Annotated in this window: 18 protein-coding genes; 14 read left to right on the top strand and 4 right to left on the bottom strand. The window is 67.0% G+C overall.

Going from position 1 to position 20,921, the window contains the following annotated elements; all coding sequences use genetic code 11:
• Window positions 1–4 precede the first annotated feature (4 nt).
• The 6 genes from IE92_RS0115270 to IE92_RS0115245 all read left to right on the top strand — a co-directional run bounded on the left by IE92_RS0115270 (window position 5) and on the right by IE92_RS0115245 (window position 6,864).
• Window positions 5–1,285, top strand: coding sequence for an ABC transporter substrate-binding protein (locus IE92_RS0115270; protein WP_030149370.1), 1,281 nt, complete (start codon window positions 5–7; stop codon window positions 1,283–1,285).
• Between the two features lie 84 nt (window positions 1,286–1,369).
• Window positions 1,370–2,320, top strand: a complete 951-nt coding sequence (locus tag IE92_RS0115265) for a carbohydrate ABC transporter permease (RefSeq protein ID WP_030149369.1) — start codon at window positions 1,370–1,372, stop codon at window positions 2,318–2,320.
• Entirely contained in the window at window positions 2,317–3,222 is a 906-nt protein-coding gene (locus IE92_RS0115260; RefSeq protein WP_081864189.1) for a carbohydrate ABC transporter permease, read from the top strand. Before IE92_RS0115265 ends, IE92_RS0115260 begins: the two co-directional genes overlap by 4 nt.
• 33 nt (window positions 3,223–3,255) lie before the next feature.
• Window positions 3,256–5,022 carry a glycoside hydrolase family 9 protein gene (locus IE92_RS0115255; protein WP_051702030.1) on the top strand — a complete coding sequence of 589 codons (1,767 nt, stop codon included), beginning with the start codon at window positions 3,256–3,258 and terminating at the stop codon, window positions 5,020–5,022.
• Window positions 5,023–5,220: 198 nt separating this feature from the next.
• Window positions 5,221–6,381, top strand: coding sequence for an ImmA/IrrE family metallo-endopeptidase (locus IE92_RS0115250; protein WP_030149366.1), 1,161 nt, complete (start codon window positions 5,221–5,223; stop codon window positions 6,379–6,381).
• A complete protein-coding gene (locus IE92_RS0115245) occupies window positions 6,382–6,864 on the top strand; it encodes a DUF4411 family protein (protein ID WP_030149365.1) in 483 nt (160 codons plus the stop codon).
• Window positions 6,865–6,910: 46 nt separating this feature from the next.
• Here IE92_RS0115245 and IE92_RS0115240 read toward each other — a convergent pair whose 3' ends face one another.
• A complete protein-coding gene (locus tag IE92_RS0115240; RefSeq protein WP_051702029.1) occupies window positions 6,911–8,803 on the bottom strand; it encodes a glycoside hydrolase family 9 protein in 1,893 nt (630 codons plus the stop codon).
• Window positions 8,804–8,970: 167 nt separating this feature from the next.
• Between IE92_RS0115240 and IE92_RS0115235 the strand changes: the two genes are divergently transcribed.
• Window positions 8,971–9,732, top strand: a complete 762-nt coding sequence (locus IE92_RS0115235; protein ID WP_030149363.1) for a GntR family transcriptional regulator — start codon at window positions 8,971–8,973, stop codon at window positions 9,730–9,732.
• A 237-nt stretch (window positions 9,733–9,969) separates the two neighbouring features.
• Here the strand turns inward: IE92_RS0115235 and IE92_RS0115230 are convergent, their stop codons facing one another.
• From IE92_RS0115230 to IE92_RS0115220, 3 genes are all read right to left on the bottom strand, one after another.
• A complete protein-coding gene (locus IE92_RS0115230; RefSeq protein WP_030149362.1) occupies window positions 9,970–10,857 on the bottom strand; it encodes an N-acetylglucosamine kinase in 888 nt (295 codons plus the stop codon).
• Window positions 10,854–11,870, bottom strand: coding sequence for an SIS domain-containing protein (locus tag IE92_RS0115225; RefSeq protein WP_030149361.1), 1,017 nt, complete (start codon window positions 11,868–11,870; stop codon window positions 10,854–10,856). Before IE92_RS0115225 ends, IE92_RS0115230 begins: the two co-directional genes overlap by 4 nt.
• 232 nt (window positions 11,871–12,102) lie before the next feature.
• Window positions 12,103–12,519: a RidA family protein gene (locus tag IE92_RS0115220; protein WP_030149360.1), complete on the bottom strand. Its 417-nt coding sequence runs from the start codon at window positions 12,517–12,519 to the stop codon at window positions 12,103–12,105.
• A gap of 201 nt (window positions 12,520–12,720) precedes the next feature.
• On the opposite strand from IE92_RS0115220, the gene IE92_RS0115215 reads away from it, so the two are divergent.
• The 7 genes from IE92_RS0115215 (at window position 12,721) to IE92_RS0115180 (ending at window position 20,861) form a co-directional block, all read left to right on the top strand.
• Window positions 12,721–14,031 carry a type III PLP-dependent enzyme domain-containing protein gene (locus tag IE92_RS0115215; protein WP_052367308.1) on the top strand — a complete coding sequence of 437 codons (1,311 nt, stop codon included), beginning with the start codon at window positions 12,721–12,723 and terminating at the stop codon, window positions 14,029–14,031.
• 8 nt (window positions 14,032–14,039) lie between these two features.
• Window positions 14,040–15,701 (top strand): N-acyl-D-amino-acid deacylase family protein, encoded by a 1,662-nt coding sequence (locus IE92_RS0115210; RefSeq protein ID WP_030149358.1) that lies wholly within the window; start codon window positions 14,040–14,042, stop codon window positions 15,699–15,701.
• Between the two features lie 176 nt (window positions 15,702–15,877).
• Window positions 15,878–16,999, top strand: a complete 1,122-nt coding sequence (locus tag IE92_RS0115205) for an ABC transporter substrate-binding protein (protein ID WP_030149357.1) — start codon at window positions 15,878–15,880, stop codon at window positions 16,997–16,999.
• Between the two features lie 4 nt (window positions 17,000–17,003).
• Window positions 17,004–18,026 (top strand): ABC transporter permease, encoded by a 1,023-nt coding sequence (locus tag IE92_RS0115200; protein WP_245601319.1) that lies wholly within the window; start codon window positions 17,004–17,006, stop codon window positions 18,024–18,026.
• The gene (locus tag IE92_RS0115195) at window positions 18,023–18,859 is read left to right on the top strand and encodes an ABC transporter permease subunit (RefSeq protein ID WP_043322353.1); all 837 of its coding nucleotides are present in this window, start codon (window positions 18,023–18,025) and stop codon (window positions 18,857–18,859) included. Before IE92_RS0115200 ends, IE92_RS0115195 begins: the two co-directional genes overlap by 4 nt.
• Window positions 18,860–18,944: 85 nt before the next feature.
• A complete protein-coding gene (locus IE92_RS0115190) occupies window positions 18,945–20,114 on the top strand; it encodes an ABC transporter ATP-binding protein (protein ID WP_030149354.1) in 1,170 nt (389 codons plus the stop codon).
• 333 nt (window positions 20,115–20,447) lie between these two features.
• Window positions 20,448–20,861 carry a hypothetical protein gene (locus tag IE92_RS0115180; protein ID WP_030149352.1) on the top strand — a complete coding sequence of 138 codons (414 nt, stop codon included), beginning with the start codon at window positions 20,448–20,450 and terminating at the stop codon, window positions 20,859–20,861.
• Window positions 20,862–20,921: the final 60 nt, after the last annotated feature.

Genomic DNA, 20,921 nt, shown 5'->3' with positions numbered 1-20,921 from the left:
ACCGATGCATCGCTTCAGACAAGCAGGACTCGCCGTTCTCGTCACCACCGGCCTCGCGCTCACCGCCTGCTCCAGCGGCGGCGCCTCCGCCGGGGGTGGCGACGCCGACAGCATTACCCTGCAGACCATTTGGACCAGTGGTAATAGCCAGGGCACCGCCCTGCGCGACGCCATCAAGGAGTTCACCGCCGAGAGCGGGATCAAGGTCAAGATCCTGGAAAACGGCGAGGACCTCAACCAGGTTTACGAAACCTCCCTGCTCGCCGGCGATGAGGCCGACGTGCTGCTGGTGGGCCTCCTGGAAAAGCAGCTCGACTGGGCCAAGAACGGCGCGGTCATCCCGGTCAACAACTACCTCAAGGACTGGGATCTGGGCGACGCAATCCCCCAGGCCGCGGTCGAGGCCTGGACCGACGATGAGGACAACGTCCGCGGGTTCCCCTACACCGGCTTCACCTGGCCCTGGTGGTACAACACCGACCTGCTGAAAAAGGCCGGCACCGAGGTTCCCAAGACCATCGATGAGCTCAAGGCAACGGCCGCCGCCCTGCGGGCCAGCGGCGTGGGTCCGGTGGCTACCGGCGGTAACGACTGGTCCGGTCAGAAGATCTTCCTGCAGATCCTGCAGACGTATATGGACGAGAAGGAGACCATCCAGGTCTTCGAAAAGGGTGGACTGTGCAAGTCCCCCAACGCGATGAAGGGTGTCGAGCTGTTCACCGAGCTGCGCGATGCCGGCGTCTTCGTGGACGGCGTCGAGGGCCTCACCGCCGACCAGGCCCAGGCGCTCTACATGTCCGGCAAGGCCGCAATCGGTCCGATGGGCAGCTGGGCGTACCTGCACGCCGAGGAGCCCGTCGCCTCGGCCACCGAGCTGGGCGGTTTCCCGGTCGCCTCGGGCGGCACCTTCACCAAGCCGAACGCCTACCGCGGCGACACCTCGGCCGGCTGGTGGGTCACCCCCAACGGCCAGAAGAAGGAGGCCGCGCTGAAGAAGCTGGTCGAGTTCATGTACAAGCCCTCGACCATTCAGATCATGGCCGATGCCGGCATCGTGATGGCCACCAGCACCAAGGTGGACACCTCCCACATCGACTCCCCGATCATCGCCCAGGCCAACGGCCCGCTGCTGGACTCGGTGGACTGGGCGGTCATGCCCGATGGGCACGTGCCCGGGGACGTCTCCAACCCCATGTATCGCGCGACCTCGGTGGCCTACACCAAGGGCAACGACGCCAAGGCCATCTGCGCGGCCGTCGATAACGTCTACGCCGCCGCGGGCTAAGCGGCACACCGGTGGCGTCGGGAAGTCCGGCGCCACCGGTTCTCGCCCCCAACAACGATTCAACCCTCAACGTTCGGAGCCACCATGGCTGTCATTGACGCGGCGCCCACCGAGGTGAGCAGCGCCGCACACCCCGCCTCACCCCGGTCCCAGACCCCACGCCGTCGCTCGGTCTGGAAGCGCAACGCCGGGCTGACCTTCGCCCTTCCCGCGCTGGTGTGGTTCCTGGTCTTCACGATCGGGCCCCTGTTCAGCCTGTTCTACTTCTCGATGACCAACTGGCGTGGACTGATCGCCCCGCGCACCTTTGTGGGTCTCGACAACTTCACCAAGCTCTTCGCCGACCCGGTCCTGCACCAGGCAGCCCTGAACACGCTGATCCAGCTGGTCATCACCGTGCCGATCGTGGTGTGCGGCGCGTTCATGACCGCTTACTACGTGAACCTGCGTCCGCGCGGTCACCGCTTTATCCGCGCCGTCCTCTTTACCCCGGTGCTGCTCTCGGCCCCCGCGCTCGCGCTGGTCTTCCTCGGGGTGTTTGCGCCGACCGGTCTGGTCAACGGGTTCCTCGACACGATCGGGCTCGGCCACATCGCCAAGCCCTGGCTCGCCAACGGCGACAGCGCCTTCATCGCAATCATCATCGTGATCCTCTGGGCCTCGGTTTCGGTATCCGCGGTGATGCTGGCCTCGGCCATGAACTCGCTGCCCACCGAGGTGTTTGAGGCCGCCGAGCTCGATGGCTGCGGACACTGGCGTCGCATGTGGCTGATCGCGTTCCCGATGGCCAAGGGATTTGTGGGCGTCATCACGACCCTGCAGTTCCTCTGGACCCTGTTCACCTCCGCCGCCGTGGTGCTGCTGCTGACCCGCGGCGGACCCGGTACCTCAACGATCAACCTGTCCTTCCTGGTCTACGACTACGCGTTCAATAAGTCGAAGGTGGGCTATGCCCAGGCGATCGCCGTCATCCTGTTTGTGCTCGGAGTGCTCGGCCTGATCGGCATCCGACGACTGTTCCGGAGCAAGCCATGACCACCACCGCATCCCCGCTCAACACCCGCGCCCAGGCTGCGCCGGTTCGCGCGTCCTCCTCCCGTGGGTCGCGCGGCATCTCCGCCTTTCTGACCTATCTGTCACACGGCGCGATCTGGCTCTACGTGCTCCTGCTGCTGGTCCCGATCTACTACCTGGTGATCTCGGCCTTCAAGACCAATACCGCGATCCTCAACGAGCCCTTCAACCCGTTTGCCGGCCTGGTGCTGGACAACTTCGGCAAGGCGTGGGAGCAGGCGACGCTGGGTCCGGCGCTGTTGAATCAGGCATACCTGACGGTGGGCGCGAGCGTGCTCACGCTGCTGCTGGCGATCCCCGCCTCCTACGCGCTGGCCCGTTCCAAGGGCAAGCTCGGCGGCATCGTCGAGCGCATCTTCCAGGTGGGCTTCCTGGTGCCGGCGTTTGCCGCGCTGGTGCCCACGGTGATGCTGGCGATCTCGATGAACCTGTTCCACACCCGCGAGTTCTTGATCCTCTTCCTCCCCGCCGGCGCGATGCCGCTCTCGGTGATTCTGCTGACCCAGGCGATGCGCACGGTGCCGGCGGAGCTCGAGGAATCGGCGGTGCTGGACGGTGCCAGCCAGATGCGGGTGCTGTGGGCGGTGTTCCTGCCGGTCACGATGCCCACCACAATCACGGTCATCATCCTGAACTTCCTGGGCTTCTGGAACGAGTACTTCTTCTCGCTGGTGATCATCGGCCCCGACCCCGCGCTGCGCACCGCCCAGGTCGCGCTGCCCACGCTGTCGATGACCAATGCGGCGCAGTACGGCGTGCTGGCCGCGGGCATCGTGATCACCCTGATCCCCGTCTATATCGTGTACGCGATCTTCGCCGAAAAGATGGAGGGTGCCGTGCTTGCCGGCGCCCTCAAGGGCTAGTTTTTCCACCTTCACCTTACGAAAGGCTTTTCCATGCCGGTCGAGATTCCCCGTCCCGCCACCGCGTTTTCGGTCGGGCAGGCCGAGGCTGTTCCCGCCACATCCCAGGTCATCATCAATCACATCGGATACGACCCCGGATCCCCATCCGCCGCAATCCTCGGGCTGCCGGATGGGTTGCCGCCGCGCTCGGTCACAATCCGCGAGGTTCTGGCCGATGCGTCCCTCGGCGAACCCCGAGAACTCACCGCGGGCCCGGTCAAGCGGGTGGCCCGCTGGCACATCGGCCCGTTTGCCCGGGTACCGCTGCCCGTGCTGGCCACCGGCACCTATGTGATCGAGTGCGTCGACGCCTCGGGCACGGCGGTGTCCTCGCCGCCGTTTGTGGTGGAGCCGGACCTGCTGCAGCGCTCGGTGTTGCCGGATCTGCTGTCCTATTTCCGGGCGCAGCGTTCAAGCGGGGAGATCGACCGCAAGGATGCCGCCGCCGCACTCTACGGCGACGACTCGGGATTCACCGTGGATGCCCGCGGTGCCTGGCTGGATGCCAGCGGCGACTTCAGCAAGTTCATGAGCCACCTCACCTATACCCGGATGATGAGCCCGCAGCAGATTCCGTTGTGCGCCTGGGCATTTTTCGCCGCACGGGACGAGATTGTGCGCCGGCACCCAGGGGTGGCCGATATGTTCACCGCGCACCTGCGCGATGAGGGCCTGTTCGGCGCCGATTTCCTGGTGCGCTTCCGCTCCCCCGAAGGCTACTTCTATACCGGGATCTTCGATGCGCTGACGAAGGATCTGAACGAGCGGGTCATCAACGCCCCGCTGCCCGAGTCCGTGCGCACCGACCGCTATCAGGCGGCGTATCGGCACGGCGGCGGGTTGGCGATTGCCGCGCTCGCCCGCGCATCCACGCAGGATGCGGCCGGGGAGTTCGATTCCGCGACCTATCTGCGGGCGGCCACCGAGGGGTTCTGGCACCTCGAGGAGCACAACACCGAGTACCTGTTTGACGGGATCGAATCGGTCCTGGATGACTACTGCGCTCTGCTCGCCGCGGCCGAGCTGGTGGCGGCCGGAGAGTCCTCGGCCGAGCCCGCGGCCCGCGCCCGGGCGGCGTCGCTGATCGGTCGCTATGTCACCACCGACGGCGGTTACCTGGTGGGCGACTTCGAGGGGCGTCCCTTCTTCAGCGCCGCCGAGGCCGGGCTCCCGGTGATCGCACTGCTGCGCTTTGCCGAGGCACTGCCCGAGGGGCCGGATGCCGAGGCTGCGCGCTCGTGTGCGGCGCGGATCCTGCTGGATCTGATGGCCCGCGCCGACGCGGTCCCCAACCCGTTCGGCTATCCGCGCCACCGCGTGCAGGCGGTCGGCGGGGAGGCGCGCGAATCCTTCTTCTTCCCGCATGAAAACGAGACCGGCTACTGGTGGCAGGGCGAAAACGCCAGCGTCGCCTCGCTCTCCACCGCGGCCAGCCTGGCCCTGAGCGCGGGGATCATCCCGGCCGAACACACGGAGCGCGTCGCCCGCTTCTCCGCCGACCAGATCGCCTGGGTCCTCGGCCGCAACCCGTTCGACGCCTGCATGGTCACCGGCCGTGGCCGCAACAACCCCTTCTACCGGGTCGAGTGGCCCAACCTGCTGGGCGGCGTGGTCAACGGCATCACCGGCGGCATCGACGACGAGGAAGACCTCGCCCTGCTCCCCGGCAACGCCGAGGAGGGCCGCACCTGGCGCTGGGGCGAGCAGTGGATCCCGCACGCGGGCTGGCTGACCCTGGCGCTGGCGGCCGCGCGGTAGCGGATCTGAACGGCCGTGGCCGCGAGCATACTGCTCGCGGCCACGGCCGTTTTCTGTGCGCGCGTCTGTTTCACTGCGCAATCCATCTCTCTGCGCCCTCCCGCAAACTCGGGGGTCGAATTCTCTTATAATCATCGCCCCGGTCCTATACCGTGAGGGAAGGAGCGCAGCCGGCTCGGGCACGGAAGGGAGACGTCGATGACCGTTCGCATCCCCGTCGCGCCCGAGATCTTGACCTGGGCTCTCGAACGCGCCGGCCTCAGCGCGCACACGGCCCACGCTCGTTTCCCCAAGATCCAGGAGTGGATCGACGGAAAAACACTGCCCACGTACAAGCAGATTGAGCATTTTGCTCAGTCCACACACGTGCCGCTCGGGTATCTGTTTCTTGAAGAACCACCGGTTGAGCCGGTGCCCCTGCCGGATTTCCGGACTCGTGGGAATACACGGCTGTCCTCATTATCCGCCGAGCTTCGCGAGACGATCTACGACTGCGAAACCAAACAGGAATGGTATCGGACCTATGCCATTCGCTCCGGCGCGGAACCACTGAGTTTTGTTGGCTCCGTGAGCCATGCAGCGGATCCTCGGACCGTCGCCGCCCAGATACGGTTGGCAATCGGGCTCAATCCGGAAAAGCGGCGTTCGTTCAGCAACTCCGAGGAGATGCTGCGCGGACTCATCGACATGGTCGAGGCCATCGGGGTGCTGGTCCCAATCAGCAGCGTGGTGAAGGGGAACAATAACCGCCCGCTCGACCCTGACGAATTTGGCGGCTTTGCGATGTCCGACACCTTCGCACCCCTGGTTTTTGTTAACGCCGCGGACACTCGAGCCGCGCAGATTTTTACCATCATCCATGAGCTTGCCCACATCTGGGCCGGCGAGAGCGCCCTCTCCGATCCGCTCAAGGCTCAGCGATCCACCAACCGCAACGAGCTGTGGTGCAATCAGGTGGCCGGGGAGATCCTCGTTCCCGAGGCCGAACTCAGGGATGCTTTCCAGGGCGATCATTCCCGGGAAGCGTTAGAACGCATCGCTCGCATTTTCAGGGTCAGCACCCTCGTCCTGATCAAACGTCTCCACGAAACCGGGGCACTCGACTGGGAGGAGTACCGCGAGATCTATGCGGACGAAGAGTCCCGGGTCATCGAATTCGCGCTACGAGCGCGCGAGAAAAGATCGTCCGGAGGTTCGTTTTACCTCACCCAACCCATTCGCCTGAGCCGCCGCTTTGCGACGGCCGTGGCGCGGGACACCCTGCAGGGCGGGACCCTCTACGGCGATGCGTATCGGCTACTGGGCACAACAAAGGCCGCGACATTTGACGAGTTGGCCACGCGGCTCGGGGTCGGTTAGATGTATCTCCTCGACACCAACGTTTTTATCGAAGCGAAGAATCGCTACTACGCGTTCGACCTGGCGCCGGGGTTTTGGGACTGGCTGGCGGTAGCTGAAGAGTCCAACCTGATTCTGAGCACCGAAGGTGTGAAGTCCGAGCTCATTCGAGGCGAGGACGAGTTGGCAACGTGGGCTCGGAACTCCTCGACGCTGTTTCGGCCGATCGATGCACCCACCATTAACATGATGCGCGAGCTATCCACCTGGGCCCGCTCGGGGAATTACAGCGAGGCCGCGGTCGCCGAGTTTCTCAGCATCGCCGACTACACGCTGGTTGCCTATGCCGCCGCCCACGAGCTGGTCCTCGTTACCCATGAGCAGCCCGCCCCCGCCGCGACCAGGAGGATTCCCACCCCCAGTGCCTGCGCCGCCCTGGACGTGGAGTACTGCACAACATTCACCATGCTTCGAGCCCACGGCGTCCAGCTCGGGTTGAGCTGAGCGGCACAGCGCAACACCTCGGGAGGTTCTTCCTCCGTCCCGCACCCTAGCCCGCCGCCGCTGTGGGCAGGGTGGACAGGGCCAGCAGATACCAGGCCGAGTGCGGGATCCACTGTTCGGTCCAGCGCCAGGAGTCGTGGCCCGCGGGCGTGCCGGTGCGAAAGTCGATGCCGTTTTCGTTATCCAGGCCGCTGGTGATGCCGTTGACGATGCCGCCGGGGAGGTTCGGGAAATCGGGGGTGTACTCGGCGTTATTGCGGCCGCGGCCCTGCAGCATGCACACGTCGAACGGGTTGCGGCCCACCATCCAGTGCACCTGATCTACCGCGAACCGGCGCAGCCGCTCACGCAGGCTCTCGGGCACTCCGGGGAGCTCCGCGACCCGCGCCGCCGCATGGCTCAGCGACCCCAGCGCAGCGTTCTCCCCCTGCCACCAGTAGCCGGTGTCGTTCTCGTGCGGGAAGAAGAAGGCATCACGCGCCTCACCACCGCGCGGCTGCACCCGCTGGCGCGGATACCCGAACGGGTTGGGGACCGCGTCGGTGCGCGCGATTAGGTCGGACATCGCGGTCACCGCAAGGGTGCGGGCGCGTTCGGAAATCTCGTCCTCCTCGAAGACCTCGGCCGCCCGCAGCAGCGCGATCGGGAGGAGGCCGGGCTCAACCGGGCTGAAGTGCGGGCGACCGTCCTCCCACGCCTCAAACCAGCCCGGCGATCCCGCCCGGTACCGACCCTCGAGCTTCGCGAGTCGGGTTGCGGCCGCCTCCGCATACTCGGGGCGCGGATCCGCCGCGTGCAGCTCGGTCGCCGCCAGCAGCGCGCAGTAGTCGTCCACGATCGACTCCGAGCTCGGCGTCAGCTCCCCCGAGGCGAGGTCCAGGCCAAACAGATACTCGTCGTTGTGGGCCTCCAGGTCCAGGAACGCAGTGCGCGCCGCCGACAGGTACGCCGCCTGGTCGAACTCGCCGTGCTCGCTCTCCCGGGATGCCCGAGCCAACGCCGCAATCGCCAGGCCTCCCCCGCCCCGATACGAGGCGATATACCGGTCGGTGCGCACACACTCGGGCAGCGGGGCGTTGATGATCCGCTCGGGCAGGCTCTTGGTCAGCCCGTCAAAGATGCCGGAGTAGAAACGGCCCTGTGGATCGCGGAATCGGATCAGGAAATCGGCCCCGAACAGCGCCTCATCGCGCAGCCGCGCCCCGAGTACACGAGAGAACCGCGGGTGGAACCGGGCCAGACCATCGCGGGCCTCCAAAAACGCCCAGGCGCACAGCGGGATCTGCTGCGGGCTCATCGTGGGTGAGTAGGTGAGGTGGGAGAGGAACTTGCTGGTGTCGCCCGAGGCGTCGAGCCAGCCGCCACGGGCATCCACCGTAGGGGCACCCGGTTCCGCACCCCAGAGGGCAGCGGCCGCGTCCTTGCGCTCGATCTCGCCGCTTGAGCGCACGGCCTTGAACGCGAACAGCACGTCGGACATGCCCTGCGCGTGAACGCGCTCGATCCCGATCTCAAACGGTTCGGAGCGCACGGTCAGACCCCCGCTAGTGGCTTCGATGCGGTACGTACCGGGGACATCCACCTCGGAGAAATCAACGGCCGCATAGGCACCGCCCGCCCAGTGGTCTACCTCGGTCGCCGGGGAGACGTGCGCCTCGATGATCCCGCCCGTGGCCGCGGCCGTGGCCGTGGCGTCCACCGTGACGATAGCGGCATCAACGCCGGCGTCCGTGTCGATGGCAGCGCTGACCGCAGCGGCAGCGGAACTCGCGACGGCAGCGGCGCTGGCGCTGGCGCTGGCGCTGGCGGCAGCGTTGGCGACATCGGCGTCGACTCTCACCAGCCGCACGTCTGGCCGTTCCCCGACGGCAAGCTCGCCAATCACCGCGCGCTTGAACGCGCCGATGTCATATCCCAGGTGGGAGGTGTGGATGCGCACGGTCAGCCCTTCCGCGCCACGGCCTCGTCACCGTTCACGCATAAGTGGTATTTATTGGTATCTATCTTGTACCATAATGGAAGAACCGCGGTGATATTTTCTTCGAGCCCAGTCGTGTACCGTACGGCGTGGGGGCGAGCCCGCCCCGGCGCGTGAAAGGAACAGCAATGGCGAACCCCGGTGAATTCGAGCCGCCGATCCGCGTGGACTATCCGGATCCGCTGTGGATCCAGGCCGTGCGGCTGATCCGCGATCAGATCAACTCCGGCAGCCTGGCCGAGGGTATGCGACTCCCCCCGGAGCGCGAACTGTGCCAGCAGCTCGGCATCAGCCGCGTCACCCTGCGCAAGGCCCTGACCCAGCTGGTTGACGATGGCGTGCTTGCGCCCTCGCACGGACGCGGCTGGTATGTGGGCACCGCGAATCAGGACCGCGACTGGTCCAACGACCTGGAATCCTTCTCCGAGACCGCGAAACGGATGGGTCTGGAGCCCTCCTCCGAGGTGGTCACCGTCGAGGAGCGCCCGGCCTCCCTCGACGAGGCCGAATCCCTCGGCGTCGCCCCCGGCACCCCGCTGTTCCACCTGGACCGGGTGCGCCTGCTCGCCGATGTCCCGATCGCGCGTGATGAGACCCTGGTGCCCGCCGCGCTGATGCCGGATATCACCGGCGTGGACTTCAAAACGGCCTCGCTGTTCTCCATCCTGGCCGACGCCGGGTTGGCGCCCGAGCGCGCCGAATCCACGATTCAGGCGCGCGCGGCCGACGCCTCACTCGCCGAGAGCCTGCGGATGCTGGAGGGCGAGCCGATCCTGGAGATGCACCAGATCGCCTACGCCGCCGATGACCGAAAGGTCTCCATGTCGCGCATTCGCTACGCGGGCGACCGCTACCGCCTGCGCACAGGCTTTGCCCGCGGCGCACACTAGCCAACCGCTAGCCACCGGCCACACGAGGAAGGGGCCCGACGCAAAAAACGTCGGGCCCCTTTCCTGTCGCGGGTACGCCGCCCGAACACGGAATATCGTCGGGACGGACGGGCGACGCATTGACGCGGGGTGCCATCAGGGCACAAGCGGAGCATCGAGGCCGACATCAGATACCGCGCACGCCCGCACCCCACAGACACCGCGCACGCCCCCACATCCACAGCTCCCGAAACCCGCTCAGAGTGCGCGGGCCAGCGCCAACGCCCCGGCCACCGGATCGTCCTCGAGCAGGTGGAATTCCAGTCCCGGATGCGCGGTTGCCACACGCTTCCGCACGCCCTCGGCCAGTCGCGGTTGCCCCAGGATGACGCTGCCCGCGGCCACCACGTGCGCGCCGACGGCGCCTCGGCGCACCAGCTGATCGACCAGGCGGGCGAGGTGCGCGGCGGCACCGTCGATCACACCCGCGGCGAGGCCCGAGCCCGCATCCGCCGCCGCAAATACGGCGGGTGCGTGCGGGGACCAGTTCGCCATCGTGGGTTCATCGTTGACCGCGCGAGCCAGGCGTTCGGCATCGGCCACCCCGAAACTCGCCAGCAGCGCGCCGAGCAGGCCGTCGTCTGGAAGCCCGTCATCGTGGGCGAGCAGGGCCGCCCGGGTGGCCTCACGGACGATGCCGGAGCCGCCGGCTTCGTCGCCGATCACCCAGCCCCAGCCGCCCGCGCTCACCGCGGTACCATCGGCGAGCGTGCCCACCCCGATGGCACCGGTGCCCGCGATGAGGCCGATCCCCGCGTCCACCCCGGCAGCGGGAATCAGCAGGGCCGCGTCGTTGACGCAGTGCACGCGGGCGAGGCCACGGGCGCGCAGGGCGTGCTCAAGGTCCGCCGCCACCTGTGGATTATCGAGTCCCTGAGCGCCCACACCGAGTCCCAAAACCTCGGCGGCGGACACCCCGATTCCGCTCAGCACGGCGAGGATCAGCTCGGCCGCGGGATCCGCCGGTTCGGCGTCCCACTCCCCCGAGGACACCACCGTGTTGTGCACCTGGACGCCGTGCTCATCCACCGCGCGCAGCGCCGTCTTCGTGCCACCGATGTCCAGGCCGATGCGCAGCGCACTCACGCGCCCACCTGCGAGGGGGCCTTGGTGTCGTCGTTTTCGAAGACAAACTCCTCGATCGCGATGCCGCGGTTTTCGGCAACCTCGCGCACCAGCTGCTGCATCACCAGGGCCTCGATCACGCCGCGCTGGGTGTCGCTGAGGGTGGGGATCACGATCGTGGTGACCAGGGGCAGCGGATCGCTCCCATCATCGGAGATCAGGATGACCGGGTGTCCGGCACCCGCGAGCATGCGCGCGGCCTTGCGCTCACGCGCGGTCCCAAACAGCACGTGCACGCCGGCACCCGCGGACTCCATCGCGCCGTGCAGGTACTGGCGCGTACTCATCGCGGTGGAGGGGATGCGCGCAACCTCACGGAAGAGTAGCGCACCGGCCTCGGCGGAGCCGACCGAGGTCGCCGACCCTACGAAGTCGGCACTGGGGGCGTTCTCGAAGAGCGCCGCAGCGGCGGTGATGGCGGGGGCCAGGTCACGTTCGGCGGCGGCGAAGCGGGCTCCCAGGGTGTCCCAGTCGGCGGCGATATCGCCCCCGTCCCAGGCCTCGGCGAGCATGCCCAGCGCGCTCACGGTCGCGGTGTAGCCGATCGTGGAGGCGTAGCTATCGTCGATGCTGCCGAGGTCGATGGTGTCGGTGGCCAGCGCACTCAGCGGCGAGGGGGTCACGTTGACGATGCCAAATCGGCGCTCGGGCACCACGCTCTCCAGCGCGGCCAGGGTTTCGGTGCTGCGTCCACTCTGCGAGATCGCAAAGACCGGGCTCTCGCCCACCACGATCGGCATCGGGCTCTCGCCCGGGTCGAGCCTGGCCGCCTCGATGCCGCGCTTACGCAGGTGCCAGACGGCGGCGGCCGCGGCGGCGTAGCTGGCGCCGATGCCCATCAGCACGGGACCGCGCCCCCGCAGGTTTCCGGCCTGGGCGAGACGCTCGAAGTGCGCGCGCAGTCGCGGCACCAGCGCCGTGAGCTCCTGGGCCTGGTCCGCGGTGGCGGCGGCGAACGTAATGTAACCGTCCACGGTGCTCCTTTTCTGTGGCGCTTCGCCGCGGGGGCGAAGACTCAAAACGATGACGGAATCCCGCCCTAAGACAATCTAGTACCTAACCATACCTCCTAATACCTCTTGGGTACAGGGTGTTCCGCTGCGACCACAAACAAAACGGGGCCGGATGTCGCGAGTGCAACATCCGGCCCCGAGGTTTGGGGTGCCGATCCCGGTCGGGCTCGGCGGTTCCGTATTCGGCCCCGTGCTAGACGGCGGGGGCGTCGGTCAGCGCGATGGCGTCGATCTCCACCAGCATCTCCTCGCGCGGCAGCCCAGTGAACACGGTGGTGCGCGCGGGCAGGACGCCCGAGGTCACGCGAGCCGAAACGAATTCGCCGTAGGCATCGTTCATGATCGAGAAGTCCTCGCGCTTGGTGAGGTAGACCCGCAGCATCATGACGTCATCGAAGGTGGCACCGGCGGCGGCGAGGATCGCCTCGACGTTCTGCAGGGTGCGGGTGGTCTGAGCGGCAACGTCGCCGGGGAACAGGTACTCATTGGTCTCGGGATGAACCGGACCCTGGCCCGACACCTGCACAAACGGCCCCTTCCGCACGCCCTGAGAGAAGGTGTGCGCCGGTGCGGGCGCGTCGGTGGTGGAGATGGCGATACGTTGTGACATGGGGTCCTTTCGGGACGGCAACCTGTTGACGGTGTCTGGTCCCCGATGCTAGAACGTACCTAGCGACGGACGCAACCAAGAGCGCATCCACACTGCCGAGGGCGACGCCGCCCTCACGACTAGTCAGGGGTTTTGATGTTGGGCACGACCGACTCGGCGACGAGTCCGATTTTTTCAGGCCCACTCAAGGCTTTTCCCCCGGTGCCGGGCGGGATCACCCCCGACGATTTGCGGGCTCGGCGCCCCGCGCTGAGCGACCTCACCACCCCCCTGGTGACCGTGGATGAGTCGGCAATCGCCCACAACATCGAAACCATGCGCGCCTGGTGTGAGCGTGCCGGCGTGGCCCTCGCCCCGCACGGCAAGACGACCATGAACCGGGTGCTCTGGCAACGGCAGCTCGACGCCGGGGCGTGGGGCATCACCGTGGCCACCCCCTGGCAGCTGAGTGTCGCGCTGGGCTGGCGGATCCCCCGGATCATGCTGGCGAACGCGCTCGTCCAGCCCGCCTTTCTGCGCCTGGTGGCCGCCGCGCTACGCGACACCGACACCCGGATTGTGGTGTGGGCCGATTCGCTGCGCGCGGTGGAGATCATGGATGCGGTGCTGCGCGAGGAGGCGGAAACCTCCGGCACCGGGACGGTCGCGCGCGGGACCCCCGAGAGCGCTACCCGCGGAACCGAGGCCGGCAGGGTCAAGGCCGCGGCCTCCGGGACTGTACGCCCGCTCGAGGTCCTGGTGGAACTCGGCCAGCACGGCGGGCGCACCGGTGCCCGCACACACGAGGAGGCGATCGCGATCGCCGCCGCAATCGGTGCCTCTCAGGTCCTCGCCCTGGCCGGTGTTGCCGGCTACGAGGGCGCGCTAGCCCACCACGGCGATGAAGCTTCGCTGGCGATTATCCGCGGCTATCTCAACCGGCTCGCGGACCTCGACGATGCCCTGCGCGACACCTACGATCCACGGATCGAATCCGCCATCGTGACCGCCGGCGGCAGCGCCTACTTCGACGTGGTGGCCGAAGTTCTCTCCCCGCGTCACGCCCCGACTAAGGGGCGCGAAGTACTTATGCGTTCCGGGGCATATATCTCTCACGATGACGGTTTCTACCGTGGAATCACGCCGCTCGGACGGTCCGGTGCGGAGAATTTCCGCTCGGCCATTCACGGCTGGGCCACCGTGGTCTCGCGTCCCGAACCTGGGATCGCCCTGCTCGACGGTGGCAAGCGCGACCTCCCCTTCGACGAGGGTCTGCCCGAGGTTCAGGGAGTGCGCCGATTCGGCCAGGAAACCCTGGACGAGCTGCCCGGCGCGAGCGTCACCGCGATGAATGATCAGCACACCTTCCTCGCCCTCCCCGAGGACAGCACGCTCCAGGTGGGCGACGTGGTCCGCCTGGGCCTGTCCCACCCCTGCACCACCTTCGATAAGTGGCGGGCGCTGATCGTGATCGACGATGTGCGCGCCGAACGCCCGGTGGCGACCGACGTGCTCTACACCGAGTTCGGCTAGGCGCGACGATGCAGACCATCCTGCTGCGCCACGCCCGCATCATCGACGGCACCGGGGCCCCGAGCCGGCCCGGCGACGTGTTGATCATCGAGGGCAGGATCGCCGCGCTGGGCGAGTGGATCACGATCCCGCCCGGACCCCACCTGGAAATCGACGTGGCCGGGCGGGTGGTCGCGCCCGGGTTTATCGACATGCACGCGCACTCGGATCTCGCGGTCCTGCACGATCACGATCACCTCGCCAAGGTCTCCCAGGGCATCACCACCGAGGTGCTCGGGCAGGACGGGCTCTCCTACGCGCCCACGACCGACGCGACCATGGCGATCCTGCGTCGGCAGATCGGCGGCTGGAACGGCGAGCCCGCGGGCATCAATTTCGACTGGCGCAGCGTCGGCGAATACCTGGACCTCATCGACCGCGGGGCGGCGCTCAACGTGGCCTATCTGGTGCCGCAGGGCAATCTCCGGATGGCGGTCATCGGGACCGAGGACCGGCCCGCGAGCCCCGCCGATATCGCCGCGATGCGGGACCTGGTGGAGGCCGGGCTGCGTCAGGGCGCGTTTGGAATGTCCTCGGGACTGACCTACGTCCCCGGGATGTTTGCCGACACGGATGAACTGGTTGAGCTCTGCCGGGTGGTCGCCGCGCACGACGGCATCTATGCACCGCACCAGCGTTCCTACGGCCGCGGCGCGCTTGAGGCCTATGCGGAGATGGTGGAGGTGGCCCGGCGCTCGGGCGTCGCCCTGCACCTGACCCACGCGACGATGAACTTCGGGGTGAACGCCGGGCGCGCACACGAGCTGGTGGCGCTGATCGATGCGGCCGCCGCCGACGGGATACGCATTTCGTTTGACACCTACCCCTACCTGCCGGGATCCACGACCCTTTCGGCGCTGCTTCCCGGCTGGGCGGCGGCGGGCGGTCCCGATCAGACCCTGGCCCGGCTGCGGGATCCCGCGACGCGGGAGCGGATCCGACACGAGCTGGAGGTCACCGGAGCCGACGGCTGCCACGGGGTGGTGACCGACTGGTCCACGATCGAGATCGCCGGCGTGGCCAACCCCGCGCTCACCGGCATCGTCGGCTCGACCATCCAGCGGCTGGCGGAGAGCGTGCGCGGGGGAACCCGCTCGCTGGTGTCTCCGGAGATCGCCGCCGAGTGGCCCACCGATGATCCCACCGGCGTCTTTTTCGCGCTCCTGCAGCAGGATGAGTTGGCCACCAGCATTCTGCAGCACGTGGGCGATGAGGCCAACGTACGCACGATGATGAACCACCCGCTGCACACCGGCGGGAGCGACGGCATCCTGATCGGCGACAAGCCGCACCCGCGCGGCTGGGGTACCTTCCCCCGTTTCCTCGGCCACTATGTCCGTGACGAGGGTGTGCTGAGCCTCGAGGATGCGGTTGCCCACTTCACCTCGCGTCCGGCCGCGGTCCTCGGCCTGAATGACCGCGGTGTCCTGCGTGAGGGCGCGGTGGCCGACCTGGTGGTCTTCGATCCCGACACCATCGCCGACCGGGCCACCTTCGCCCAGCCCCGTCAGCAGGCCGCCGGAATCTCCTGGGTGTTTGTGGCCGGGGTCCCGGTCATCGCCGAGGGCGAGCGCACCGAGGCACTGCCCGGACGGGCGCTGCGTGGCCCGGCCTGGGACGGCACCCGCTAGCCGCGAACCGGTGTCAGGATCGGCGTAACACGGGCAAGAAATCACTCGTGTTACGCACCGTGTCATCACGCTTTGCGGCGTCCCCCAAACGGGAGGGAAGATGACGATGAGAGATTCCCTTCCCTCATTTTTGGCGATCCCCACGCCCCACTCCTTTTCCCCCGGAGGAAACACCCATGTCTCGTTCGATTCGTTTGGTGAGCGCAATCGCGCTGCTCACCGTAGCCGGCCTCGGTCTTGCCGGTTGCTCGGCCAGCGCCTCTTCATCCGATAATGCGGCGAGCGCCAAGGCTTCCAAGGCCGAGAGCCTCAAGGACTTCGGCACCCTCGATGAGCTGGCCGCCGCGGCCAAGGCCGAGGGCAAGCTCAACGTCATCGCGCTGCCTCGTGACTGGGCCAACTACGGCAACATCATCGACGCGTTCAGCAAGAAGTACGGCATTAAGGTCAACGAGCTGCAGCCCAACGGTTCTAGCGCCGACGAGATCGCCGCCGCCAAGAACAATAAGGGCCTCGACACCGCCCCCGACGTGTTCAACATCGGTGACACCATCGCCAACAGCAGCGAGAAGTACCTCGCCGTGTACCGCAACCAGGCGTGGGACGAGGTGGACCCGAGCCTCAAGGATGCCGACGGTCACTTCATCGCCGGTGAGGGCGGATTCCTCTCGATCGGGTATGACTCGGCTAAGGTTCCCGAGCCCAAGACCTTCAACGATCTGCTGGGATCCGACTATAAGGGCCTTGCCATCTCCGGCGACCCGACCAAGAACGCTCCGGGTCTTGCGGCCGTCGGCCTGGCCACCCTGCAGGAGGGTGGCACCCTGGACAACTTCCAGCCCGGGATCGACTTCTTCGGCAAGCTCAACAAGGCGGGCAACCTGATCAGCGTGCAGCCGAGCTCGGCGACCGTGGTGTCCGGCGAGACCAAGCTGATCATCTCCTACGACTACTCCAACGTGGCCTACGGCCGTGACCTGCCCACATGGAAGGTCACCATCCCCGAGGGCACCGGCTACGGCAGCTTCCTCTACCAGGCCATCAACAAGGACGCCCCGCACCCCGCGGCCGCGCGCCTCTGGCAGGAGTTCCTGTACCAGGCCGACCAGCAGAACCAGTGGATCAAGAGCGGTGCCCGCAGCCCGATCGAGGCCGCCCTGGTCAAGGCCGGCACCGTGGACAAGGCGGCCCTCGCGGGTCTGCCCGCCGCCCCGGCCAAGTATGTGATCCCGACCATCGAGCAGTCCAAGAAGGCTGGCGAGCTGGTTGCGACCAACTGGGCACCCGCGGTCGGCTAAGTCCGTGACCTCATTTATTACCCCGCCGGGTACCGGATCCTCCGGTACCCGGCGTTCGGGCTCCCGGGAGGCGGCGCGGACCGAGCCTCGGGACACGTCGTCCGGCGTGGTGGCCTCGCCGACATCCTCCCGATCCGGCTCCGCGCCCGTGCGCCGCGGTCGTCCCCGCGGCCGCATCGCGTTGGCGGCCGGCCGCGGCGTGGGCCTGCTCCCCTTCACCGTCTACGTGCTGCTGTTCCTGGCGATCCCCACGATCATCGCCCTGGTCAGCGGCTTCCAGGACGGCGACGGCAACCTCACCCTCGACAACCTCTCGGCCCTGACCGATCCCACCATCCTGCGCACGATCGGCAGCTCACTGTGGCTGGCTGCGCTGACCTCCCTGCTCGGCGCGATCATCGGCGCCCTGGTGTGCTTCGCGATGATGGGCCTGGACGAGAACCGGCTGCTCTCGCGCATCGTGACCTCCATTTCCAGCGTCCTCGCCCAGTTTGGCGGTGTGATGCTGGCCTTCGCGTTCATCGCGACGATCGGTATCCAGGGCGCGATCACCGTGTTCCTGCGCGGCGAGCTGGGCATCGACATCTATAAAAACGGCGTCTGGCTGTACGAGCTGCCCGGGCTGATCCTGCCCTACCTCTACTTCCAGGTTCCGCTGATGGTGATCGTGTTCCTCCCCGCGATGAAGACCCTCAGGGTGCAGTGGGCCGAGGCGAACCTGACCCTCGGCGGCACCCGGCTGACCTTCTGGACCCGGATCGGATTCCCGCTGCTACTGCCCTCGTTTGTCGGAAGCTTCCTGCTGCTGTTCACCAACGGCTTCTCGGCCTATTCGACCGCGGCCGCGCTGATCAACCAGGCCTCCCCGATCGTGCCGCTCCAGATCCGTCTCGCGCTCAGCAGCGAAACCGTGCTGGGCCGGGAGAACGTCGCCGGGGTGCTCGCCCTGGCGATGATGGTCATTATGTCCGTGGCGATGGCGCTGTATGCGCTGGTGCAAAAGCGGGCGGCGAGGTGGCGAGTATGAGTGCGAAGGTTCGTCATCCGCTGGCCCCCGCCCGGGCCACCCGGATCATCATCCTGGCCGTGATCGGGGCGCTGTTTGCGGTGCCGATCGCCTCGATGGTGGAGTTCACGCTGCGTGATCCCAAGACCGGCGGTCACACGCTGGACAACTGGGCGGGCCTGTTCGCCCCGGACGCCGCGAGCACCTATGAGGTGGTCTGGACCGGGATCGGCAACTCGCTGCTACTCTCGGCCTTCGCGGTCGCGGTGGTGCTGCTGATCCTGGTACCCACGATGGTCTATGTCGAGGTCGAATTCCCCCGACTGTCACGGGTGATGGAGTTTATCTGCCTGATTCCGCTCTCGCTGCCGGCGATCGTGCTGGTGGTGGGATACGTGCCCGTGTACCAGTTCATCGGCCGGATCGTGGGAACGGATGTGTGGTCCCTGGGCTTTGCCTACGGGATCATCGTGCTGCCGTTTGCACACCGGGCAATCAAGTCGAACCTCGACGCGATCGGCATCCGGGTGCTCAGCGAGGCCGGACGCACCCTCGGGGATTCCTGGTTCGGATTCCTCCGGCGCGTGGCCGTGCCGAACCTGCGCGGCGGGATTTCGGCGGCGGTGCTGATCACCGTGGCCGTGGTCTTAGGTGAGTTCACGCTCGCCTCGCTGCTGAACCGCACCAACCTGCAGACCGCGCTGAACATCATCAACTGGCAGAACCCGTTTGTGTCGGTGGCGATCTCGCTGGTTTCGCTGATCGCGGTGTTCCTCCTGCTCCTGGCCGTCAGCGGCCTGGGCCGCGTGGGCGTGCGCCGGGCTCGGCGGCGCTCTCCCTCGAAGGTCGTGTAGTGACCGCTCGCACGGGGGCTCCCAGGCCGGGTCAGCTCCCCGAACCCCGTTTCTTCTTCCCGATCACTCCCCTGCGAGGCACCCGATGACCACTTCCTCCCCCGTTCTGCCCGGCATCGTGGGCACCCCGGTGTCCTTCGAGGCGGTGTCGCTGAAGTTTGGCAGCACCCTGGCGCTGGATGAGTTTTCGCTGGATATCGCACCCGGTGAGTTTGTCGCGCTGCTCGGACCCTCGGGCTCGGGCAAGACGACGGCGCTGCGCGCGCTGGCGGGCCTGGAAGCCGCGTCCTCGGGTCGCATCCTGGTCGATGACGGGGACATCACCGGCGTCCCCACCAATAAGCGGGACCTGGGCATGGTGTTCCAGTCGTACTCGCTGTTCCCGCACCTGACCGCGCTGGAAAACACCGAGTATGGTCTGCGAAACCGCCGCCAGCCGAAGGCCGCACGGCGCACGGCGGCGCAGGCGGGGCTTGATCTGGTGGGCCTCGGCGACCTGGCCGACCGCTACCCGCATGAGCTCAGCGGTGGACAGCAGCAGCGCGTGGCCCTCGCCCGCGCGCTGGTCACGCGGCCGAAGGTGCTGCTACTGGATGAGTCGCTGTCGGCGCTGGATGCGAAGGTGCGCGTGCAGCTGCGCGAGGAGATCCGCCAGCTGCAGCTGCGCCTGGGCATCACCACAATCTTTGTGACCCACGACCAGGAGGAGGCGCTCTCGATCGCCGACCGGGTCGCGGTCATGAAGGACGGCCGGATCGAGCAGGTCGGCACCCCCGAGGACCTCTACCTCCGCCCCGCCAGCGCCTTCGTGGCCGAGTTCGTGGGCGTCACCAACCGCATCCCCGCCGAGAACCTGGGCGACGGCACCGTGCGCGTCCTGGGCAGCGTGCTGCCGGTGGCGGAGGTGCCAGTGGGACAGGTGGCAGAGGTTCCGGCGGGCCATGCGCCGGCGGCGGATGCAACCGCGGGCGGGCTCGTCGCGTACGTACGGCCTGAAAATCTGCGGTTGGTGGCGGGTGCTGCCGCCGGTTCGGTAACGGGTTCGGTGGCCGACGCCGCGGCGGGTTCAGCCGCTGGTTCCGGCGTCTCCGCAACCGTGGTCGAATCCTCATTCCTCGGCTCCTTCCGGCACACCCTCGTCACCCTGCCGGACGGTTCACTCCTGCGCATCCAGCACGCCGCCAGCGAAGCCCTGGCCATCGGCACCGAGGTGCGCGTGCAGGTGCTGGCGGTCACGCGGGTGGTCGCTGCGTAGGAGTCTTCGCGGGCCCGAAATTACCGCTGTCAGCGCGTCTCACTGCTGCGGAAACTTCTCATCCAGTTCCGCGTAGGCCTCCACCTCGGTGAGTTCACCCGTCAAGATTCTCCGTGCACGTCCCAGCGCATCAATCTGAAAGGCGTTGTTACGGCATACGTCTCCAGCATATTGATTGTGATTCAGGATAACGCTCGCGGCGACGTAGTGTTCAGCACACATGGGTCATGCCGGGCTCTGATTTCGGTGGTTCATCAGGACAGTCAATCTCCGTGTGCTGCCCCGCGGTTCCGTATCCCCGCAGTCCAGCGACGAGATCGAAAAGGAGTAAACATGAGTCAGAAGCCGAGCAGACGCACGGTCGCCACGGGCCTCACCCTGCTCTTACCAGTCCTCGGGATCGTGAGTATCGCCATCATCCTCTACCGGCTGAGCGACAATACGGGCACCACCGTTGTGGCCGTGGGGCCATCTATCGTTATCCCGCTGCTCGCCGTTATCCCGCTGCTCGCCGTGGTCGGTCCCGTCATCCTGGCTATCGTGGACAGGCAAGAACGGCTCCTGCTGATTGCCGCCGGGATATTCGCGATGGCTGGTTTGGCAAACGCAGCACTGACCTCATCGCTGTTGGGCGGGACCACACATTTCCCCTTCTCCATTGCGGGAATAGCCGTCGGCCTGCTTCTCTGCCTTAATCGCTTACTCCTCGCAGCCGAGCGAGGGCGCTTCCGACCCGCAACGACCTGATCTGGATGCGGGCACTACTCGGAAACGAAAAACCCACCCGGCTGGCACCGGGTGGGTTCG

This window comes from Mycetocola saprophilus (assembly GCF_000718085.1).
GTDB classification, from domain to species: domain Bacteria; phylum Actinomycetota; class Actinomycetes; order Actinomycetales; family Microbacteriaceae; genus Mycetocola; species Mycetocola saprophilus.
The sequence above is the reverse complement of the archived record's forward strand: the minus strand, read 5'-3'. Positions and strand labels throughout refer to the sequence as shown.

Excerpts from the sequence above, each read along its gene's own strand:
- IE92_RS0115265 (WP_030149369.1), top strand. The coding sequence starts at position 1,370 with ATGGCTGTCATTGACGCGGCGCCCACCGAGGTGAGCAGCGCCGCACAC.
- IE92_RS0115255 (WP_051702030.1), top strand. The coding sequence starts at position 3,256 with ATGCCGGTCGAGATTCCCCGTCCCGCCACCGCGTTTTCGGTCGGGCAG.
- IE92_RS0115210 (WP_030149358.1), top strand. The coding sequence starts at position 14,040 with ATGCAGACCATCCTGCTGCGCCACGCCCGCATCATCGACGGCACCGGG.
- IE92_RS0115245 (WP_030149365.1), top strand. The coding sequence starts at position 6,382 with ATGTATCTCCTCGACACCAACGTTTTTATCGAAGCGAAGAATCGCTAC.
- IE92_RS0115235 (WP_030149363.1), top strand. The coding sequence starts at position 8,971 with ATGGCGAACCCCGGTGAATTCGAGCCGCCGATCCGCGTGGACTATCCG.
- IE92_RS0115190 (WP_030149354.1), top strand. The coding sequence starts at position 18,945 with ATGACCACTTCCTCCCCCGTTCTGCCCGGCATCGTGGGCACCCCGGTG.
- IE92_RS0115205 (WP_030149357.1), top strand. The coding sequence starts at position 15,878 with ATGTCTCGTTCGATTCGTTTGGTGAGCGCAATCGCGCTGCTCACCGTA.
- IE92_RS0115250 (WP_030149366.1), top strand. The coding sequence starts at position 5,221 with ATGACCGTTCGCATCCCCGTCGCGCCCGAGATCTTGACCTGGGCTCTC.
- IE92_RS0115260 (WP_081864189.1), top strand. The coding sequence starts at position 2,317 with ATGACCACCACCGCATCCCCGCTCAACACCCGCGCCCAGGCTGCGCCG.
- IE92_RS0115270 (WP_030149370.1), top strand. The coding sequence starts at position 5 with ATGCATCGCTTCAGACAAGCAGGACTCGCCGTTCTCGTCACCACCGGC.
- IE92_RS0115180 (WP_030149352.1), top strand. The coding sequence starts at position 20,448 with ATGAGTCAGAAGCCGAGCAGACGCACGGTCGCCACGGGCCTCACCCTG.
- IE92_RS0115195 (WP_043322353.1), top strand. The coding sequence starts at position 18,023 with ATGAGTGCGAAGGTTCGTCATCCGCTGGCCCCCGCCCGGGCCACCCGG.
- IE92_RS0115220 (WP_030149360.1), bottom strand. The coding sequence starts at position 12,519 with ATGTCACAACGTATCGCCATCTCCACCACCGACGCGCCCGCACCGGCG.